Origin of the sequence: Salegentibacter echinorum (assembly GCF_900129445.1) — a bacterium.
GTDB classification, from domain to species: Bacteria; Bacteroidota; Bacteroidia; order Flavobacteriales; family Flavobacteriaceae; genus Salegentibacter; species Salegentibacter echinorum.
The window spans coordinates 425,384-432,012 of the sequence record NZ_FQVT01000003.1; the positions used below are offsets into that span (position 1 = coordinate 425,384).

5 protein-coding genes are annotated in these 6,629 nt (G+C 36.3%); 3 read left to right on the plus strand and 2 right to left on the minus strand.

The annotated features are described in order from the left end of the window. Window positions 1–225: 225 nt before the first annotated feature. Together BUA71_RS07815 and BUA71_RS07820 are read right to left on the minus strand one after the other, a co-directional pair. On the minus strand, window positions 226–975 hold the full coding sequence (locus tag BUA71_RS07815) for a C40 family peptidase (RefSeq protein WP_072878383.1): 750 nt from the start codon (window positions 973–975) through the stop codon (window positions 226–228). A gap of 17 nt (window positions 976–992) precedes the next feature. Beyond that, window positions 993–2,174 carry an acetyl-CoA C-acyltransferase gene (locus BUA71_RS07820; RefSeq protein ID WP_072878385.1) on the minus strand — a complete coding sequence of 394 codons (1,182 nt, stop codon included), beginning with the start codon at window positions 2,172–2,174 and terminating at the stop codon, window positions 993–995. A 115-nt stretch (window positions 2,175–2,289) separates the two neighbouring features. Here BUA71_RS07820 and BUA71_RS07825 point away from each other — a divergent pair, with 115 nt between their 5' ends. The 3 genes from BUA71_RS07825 to BUA71_RS07835 all read left to right on the plus strand — a co-directional run bounded on the left by BUA71_RS07825 (window position 2,290) and on the right by BUA71_RS07835 (window position 6,533). Further along, window positions 2,290–4,335, plus strand: coding sequence for an HD family phosphohydrolase (locus BUA71_RS07825; RefSeq protein WP_072878387.1), 2,046 nt, complete (start codon window positions 2,290–2,292; stop codon window positions 4,333–4,335). A 144-nt stretch (window positions 4,336–4,479) separates the two neighbouring features. Further along, window positions 4,480–5,556 (plus strand): tyrosine-type recombinase/integrase, encoded by a 1,077-nt coding sequence (locus BUA71_RS07830; protein ID WP_072878389.1) that lies wholly within the window; start codon window positions 4,480–4,482, stop codon window positions 5,554–5,556. Beyond that, window positions 5,553–6,533, plus strand: coding sequence for a hypothetical protein (locus tag BUA71_RS07835; protein ID WP_072878391.1), 981 nt, complete (start codon window positions 5,553–5,555; stop codon window positions 6,531–6,533). The genes BUA71_RS07830 and BUA71_RS07835 overlap by 4 nt, the downstream gene beginning before the upstream one ends. Window positions 6,534–6,629 lie beyond the last annotated feature (96 nt).

Below are 6,629 nucleotides of genomic sequence, written 5' to 3' on the forward strand. Positions count from 1 at the left end.
GTTTTAAAAATGTAAAATATTTTTATGTTGAATAAGAAGCCTCAGAGAGGCGACATATTTATAGCAAAGAAGCATTAAAGAAAAACGAGCTCCAGCGGAGCGGCATAGTTTTATTTTTGAAACCGAAAAAAATGTTATTATTTTCAGGATACCGAAAAATTTTCCAATCAGGTCTAAAAAAGACCTTGCAGAAAGCTACTGGATAAAATCCATAGATAGGTTTGATTAGATAACCTTTTTTATCACCCGGAGTTGATGGGTATGCTTTCTTAATTCAGCATTAAAAATTCCCGAATGGTCAAGTCGGTCTATACGCACCTTGCCATCTACGTGAATAATATAATTGTCTTTCATCATAATTCCCACGTGATTAATAATGCCTTCCTGATCATCAAAAAACACAAGATCCCCCGCATCGCTTTCTTCAATAAAACTTAAGGGTTCGCCCTGGGTGGCCTGTTGCGCTGCATTGCGTTCTAGACGATAGCCGTTTAGTTTATAAACCATTTGTGTGAGCCCGCTACAGTCTATTCCCAATGGGGATTTCCCACCCCAGGTATATGGACTGTTGAGGTATAAAAGCGCAGTTTTGACAATCTCTGATTTGATTTTCTTTCCCGAGATTAAATTGCCATCAAATTGATGTTTTAACCCGCTGCGAACATTTAACGAGGAGCCAATTGGAATAGTGATAAGTTGTCCTGTTTGATCTGATACAAAATCGAAAAGATCGGCTGAATACTGCGGTAGCGCTTTTTCTAATTTATCATAAATTTCTTCCGGAATTTTGAGTAATTGTTGTTTGCAGATCCAGGCTTCAAAATTATCGAATGCAACACGAATTCGGCTCCATTTAGCGCGTTCTTCAAGTATTTTAAAATGTTCTCCATAGAGGAGTTGTGAGGTCATTTCGCTATGATGAGCCGGAGCTTCGCGAAGTGGCACAATGCTTAAGGGACAAATTCCGTATTGCATTCAATAAAAAATAAAAATTATGAATTTCTTTCAATAATCATAGCCGATGCACCACCCCCGCCATTGCAAATAGCAGCTGCACCTAATTTGGCATCATTTTGCTGTAAAACATTAAGCAGCGTTATTAAAATACGCACGCCGCTACAACCCAAAGGATGCCCAAGGGAAACAGCACCACCGTGAACATTTGTTTTCTCTTCGCTAATACCAAGTATTTTCATATTTGCCAATCCTACGACAGCGAAAGCTTCGTTAAACTCGAAAAAATCGATATCTTCTTGAGAAACTCCTGCGTTTTTTAAAGCTAATGGAAGAGCTTTTGCCGGTGCAGTAGTAAACCATTTGGGTTCTTGCGCAGCATCTGCAAAACCTTTAAGGCTCGCCAAAATTTCAAGACCTAATTCTTCGGCTTTTTTACGGCTCATTAAAACCACGGCTCCGGCACCATCGTTAATTGTGGAGGCATTGGCGGCAGTTACTGTACCATCTTTGCTAAACGCAGGACGAAGCGACGTGATCCTGTCCATTTTAACGTTTTTAAACTCCTCATCTTCCTTTACTATTTTGGGATCTCCTTTTCGTTGCGGTACTTCTACGGGAACCACTTCATTGTCAAACTTTCCTTCTGCCCAGGCTTTTGCAGAACGCTCATAAGATTTTATGGCAAAAGCATCCTGATCTTCGCGGGAAAAATCATGTTCGCTGGCACATAAATCGGCACAAACGCCCATCGCATTATTATCGTAAGCATCTACAAGTCCGTCTTTTTGCATGCCATCTTCCATTTTTGCCGGACCAAATTTTTGCCCTTTCCTGTGATGTAGGTAATGCGGAATTAAACTCATATTTTCCATTCCGCCGGCAACAACAATATTGGTTTGTCCCAACATAATAGATTGAGCCCCCTGCATTACAGCTTTCATTCCGCTGGCGCAAACTTTATTAACGGTAGTACAGGGAACGCTTTCTGGAATCCCGGCTTTTAATGCTGCCTGTCTTGCGGGAGCTTGTCCTACGCCGGCTTGCACCACATTTCCCATTAATACTTCTTCAACAAGCTCTGGCTTTAAATTTATTTTATTTAAAGCGCCTTTTATAGCCGTGGCACCAAGATCTGTAGCTTCTACTGTAGATAAACTTCCCAGAAAGCTACCAATTGGTGTTCTTGCGGCACTCACTATTACTACTTCATTATTCATCGTGTGTGTTTTTATTATTTCTTCTTTTGCGAATTTAGTGATTTTATAAGGAACTTAGCAACAGCGCTTATTTGGCCGCTATTTTTTAGTACATTTGAGCAGTAGCACTAATTCTATGAAGAAATTCGTAAATAACCTGTATAAAAATCAGGCATTATTTTACAAAGTATTTTTATTTGCGCTAACCGCAGTATTAATTGTGTACCTACTTCCTAAAGGTGGGAACTTTAAGTATGAAATCCCAAAAGGAAAGCCCTGGCAATATGAAAATCTTTACGCGCCTTTCGATTTTGCCGTTCTAAAAACAGAAGAAGAAATTAAACAGGAACGGCAGGCGATTATGAATAATCATACGCCTTATTTTGTATATGACCAGGAGATAGCTAAAGCAGCCCAGACGAATATAGCGGAAGAGGTAAAACAGGTTTTTTCTGATAGTATCTATAAAATTAGAGGAAAAAAATTAGTTGATTTTGTTAATACAACCCTAAGTGATATATATGAATACGGACTTCTACAGTCTAACAATAGATTAGATCCCAGCCAATTAATCTATTTGCGTAAGGGAAATGAAGCTTATGAAATTCCTTATAAAAAACTTATTAAGCAGAATGGCGTCAGAGAATTGGTTAATGCCAAAATAGAAGATGCCAATCTCAAAGATTTTGAAAATCAGCTTCTGGAAGTTTTCTTTAATACTATAGAACCCAATGTCACCTATGACAATGAATTTACCGAGAAAGAGCTGCAAAGTAAGCTGAGTAATATTTCATATACCCGTGGTAATATCGAGCAGGGGAGTAGAGTTATTGCCAGGGGAGAAGTGGTAGAAGGCAATAAATATAATATTCTAAGATCTTTAAAAAATGAATATGAGTCGCAGGTTTGGAGTGGTAGTAATTATAACTGGATTATCTTTGGTTATAGTGTCTTAGTAGCTTTAGCACTTTTAATGTTGCTGCTGTTTATTAAAAAATACCGACAGGATATATTTGAAAATAATGTAAAAGTAACCTTTATATTTTTTAATATTCTTTTTATGGTGATCCTCACCAGGATCGTGGTGAATTTTGATATTAATTATGTTTATGTGGTGCCTTTATGTATTCTTCCTCTTACCCTAAAGGCTTTCTTTGATGCCCGGTTGGGGATGTTCACCCATGTAATTACAGTTTTGTTACTCGGCTTTATCGTACCCAATAGTTATGAATATATGTTTCTGCAAATTATTGCCGGTATTGTAACTATCTTAACCGTTTCCGAACTTTATAAAAGAGCGAATTTATTTATTTCCGTAGGGCAAATTACGCTGGTTTATATCATTTCCTATTTTGCTTTTACCATAATTCAGGAAGGTAATGTTGCCGATGTGAATGCGGAAGTTTTGCTTATCTTCTTACTGGGTGGTTTGGCAACACTTTTTGTACAGCCGCTAATTTATATTTATGAAAAAATCTTCGGAATGGTTTCCGATATGTCCCTGCTGGAACTTTCAGACACCAATTCAAAATTACTGAAAGAACTTTCTGAAAAAGCCCCCGGTACCTTTCACCATTCTCTCAATGTAGCTAATTTAGCTGAAGCCGCTGCCAATGAGATTCATGCCAACGCGATGTTGGCCAGGGTAGGTGCATTATACCACGATATTGGTAAAATGAGAAATCCCACCTACTTTACCGAAAACCAAACTTCTGCCGTTAATTCTCACAATGAATTAGAGCCAAAAGAAAGCGCTCAAATTATCATAGACCACGTAATTAATGGGATTGAAATTGGAAAAAAGCATAACCTACCAGATAGGGTAATCGATTTTATTAGAACCCACCACGGCACAACCACGGTTTACTATTTCTTTATGAAAGAAAAAGAAAATAATGAGGAAGTAGAGAAAGATGATTTTAGATACCCCGGACCAATTCCTTTTAGTAAAGAAACCGCCATTTTAATGATGTGTGATAGTGTGGAGGCTGCGAGTAAAAGCTTAAAAGAACCTACCGCCGGGGTAATAGAAAATTTTGTAGAGAAAATTATCAATAAACAAATGGAAGAAGGACAATTTCTAAATTCCAATATTACTTTTAAAGAAATACAGGTGGTGAAAAAAATTCTTAAGCGTAAACTTAAGAATATTTTTCACCTTAGAGTAGAATATCCCGAGTAGGTATCCAACCAAGCAACTTATAGCAGATTAAAAAAGCTTATAGCCATTGTTTGCAGTGGGTTTGCTAAAAAAATATTTAATTAGTTTTCTTTAAGTTGTGTTTATTTATTGTTACTTTGTTACTCGTTTGTTACTCTAAAAACAATGTCAGTAAAATTAAGAGAAAAGAAAATTAAGAATGGTAAGAGCTTCTATCTGGATATCCACCAGAAAGGTAAGAAGCGAACTTACAAATTTCTAGGAATAAAGGTCATTACTAAAGGTCCGAAAAAAGATAGTCCAAACAAGAGGAAGGAGAAAATTAGAATTGCTGAAGAAAGAGCTGCTCAGGAACAAATAAACCTAATTAGTAAAGGGACCAGTTACACACCTGATCATCTACGGGAAATTAGTTTCGAAGATTTTTCGAATGACTTTTTGAAAAATTACAGAAAGCGAGACCACCGAATGATAACTTCAGCGGTTAAAAAATTTAAGGAAATGATAAATTATCGAAATTTACACGTTTCTGATATTACTCCGGAACTAATGGAGCAATATATGGAGTTTCTTTTATCTTCTGACAAGCTATCGGGAGAAACGCCTCATAATTACTTTACCCGATTCAAAAAGATGCTTAAAGCAGCTAAAATTAAAGGATTAATTTCTGAAATGCCTACAGCTGATATTGTTTTCAAAAACCCTAATAAGGAAGATAATTTAAAAAAAGAGATTCTTGAAATAGATGAACTCCGGATTTTATCAAAAACACGTTGTGGAAACCCGGATGTTAAAAGAGCATTTCTATTTTGCTGTTATACCGGTTTAGGATTAGCAGAGGTCAATGATTTAAAATGGAGTGAGATTAAAAAAGGTCGCTTAGTAACCAGGCGAAAGAAAACTGGATCAGCTATTAATAATCAATTAAGTACCGCAGCGGTTAGATTACTTGGGGAGCCTGGAAAGAAGGATGAGAATGTTTTTCAGGTAAACAAGATTAGTTATAATGCCGTTAACAAGAATTTGAAATACTGGCTTAAGCGTGCCGATATTGATAAGAACATCACTTTTTATTGTGCCAGGCATAGCTTCGCCTGTTTGTTACTTATGAACGGAGCTAATTTAAAGAGTGTAGCGGATGCAATGGGCCACGCTTCAACCAAGACAACCTTAAAATATCTTAACCACGTTGAACGCTTAAAAGATGAAGCAGTTAGTAACCTTCCAGATATAGAGATATGAAAGACATTAAAAATATATGGGGTATTGATCCAGAACCTTTATTAGATCCCTTCGAATCTCCTTTTCATGATTCCTGGAATTTTGAAAACGAATTGAGGCAAAAAAAGGAAAAGGTTAATTTTTATAGTTCGGATGAGTATACATCTTTCTTGCGATGGGAACGGGAAAGAAAATATAATATCAAAGATATCTATGAAGAATCGATTTCTAATCTGGAAAAAAATGAAGAGTACTACTATGGTTGCTCCTTTAATGTTTATAAAAAAAATTATTCAAAAAGATTAGAGAGGTTTCTAAGTAATTTTAAAGATTCTGAGGAAGAGGATTTTATAGAATATGAGCTTGAAAAAGGTATTATGGACATACCTTATAATTCAGAATTTTTTAGCCTGGAGCAGCTGAAAAAGTTTAGATTTTCCCTTAAAAAGAGATTTGCTTTTTTGCAAGAACAGTCCGATTTATTGGGTTTTGATATACCAAAAGACTTGATAGCAGATTATTGGATGCCAGAAACAAATGAGAAATCTAAAACTAAAGATGTAGATCTAGGTTCTTCAGATCACAAAAAAGGGTTTGCAGATTATGAGTTAATCCCTGATCCTGCGACAAAATCTAAGTCATTAAATTGGAAAAGCCCCAATACTTCCAAGCTAAATGAAATTTATAAAAAGCTTGAAGATAATGGCTATGTAAATTGTGGACTGGTCCAGTTTAAAAAGATCTTCTCAAATACTTCAGAATTTAAACCGGTGGAATGGCTGGAAGGAATAAGATCCCTTTCTTACTTTTATGGCCTTTTAATCGATAAAAAGTTAATACTCACACCTAAACCAAAATGGCCAAAATTACATGAAGTTTTTATCTCTTCTGAAGGAATTAATTCCGATTCAGCTAAAACGGAATGGAGTAGACGGAATAAAGGCGAGGGAAACTCTAAATTATTTTCTTCTTTAGAATCCTTAATTCATAGGGCTTAGAAACCAATAGCGTCCTAAACGATTGAAAAAGAGAAGGGAATTTTTGTTCCTCAAAGTTTACCTTTGAGGTGCACCACAAAAACCCCTTCTCTGATG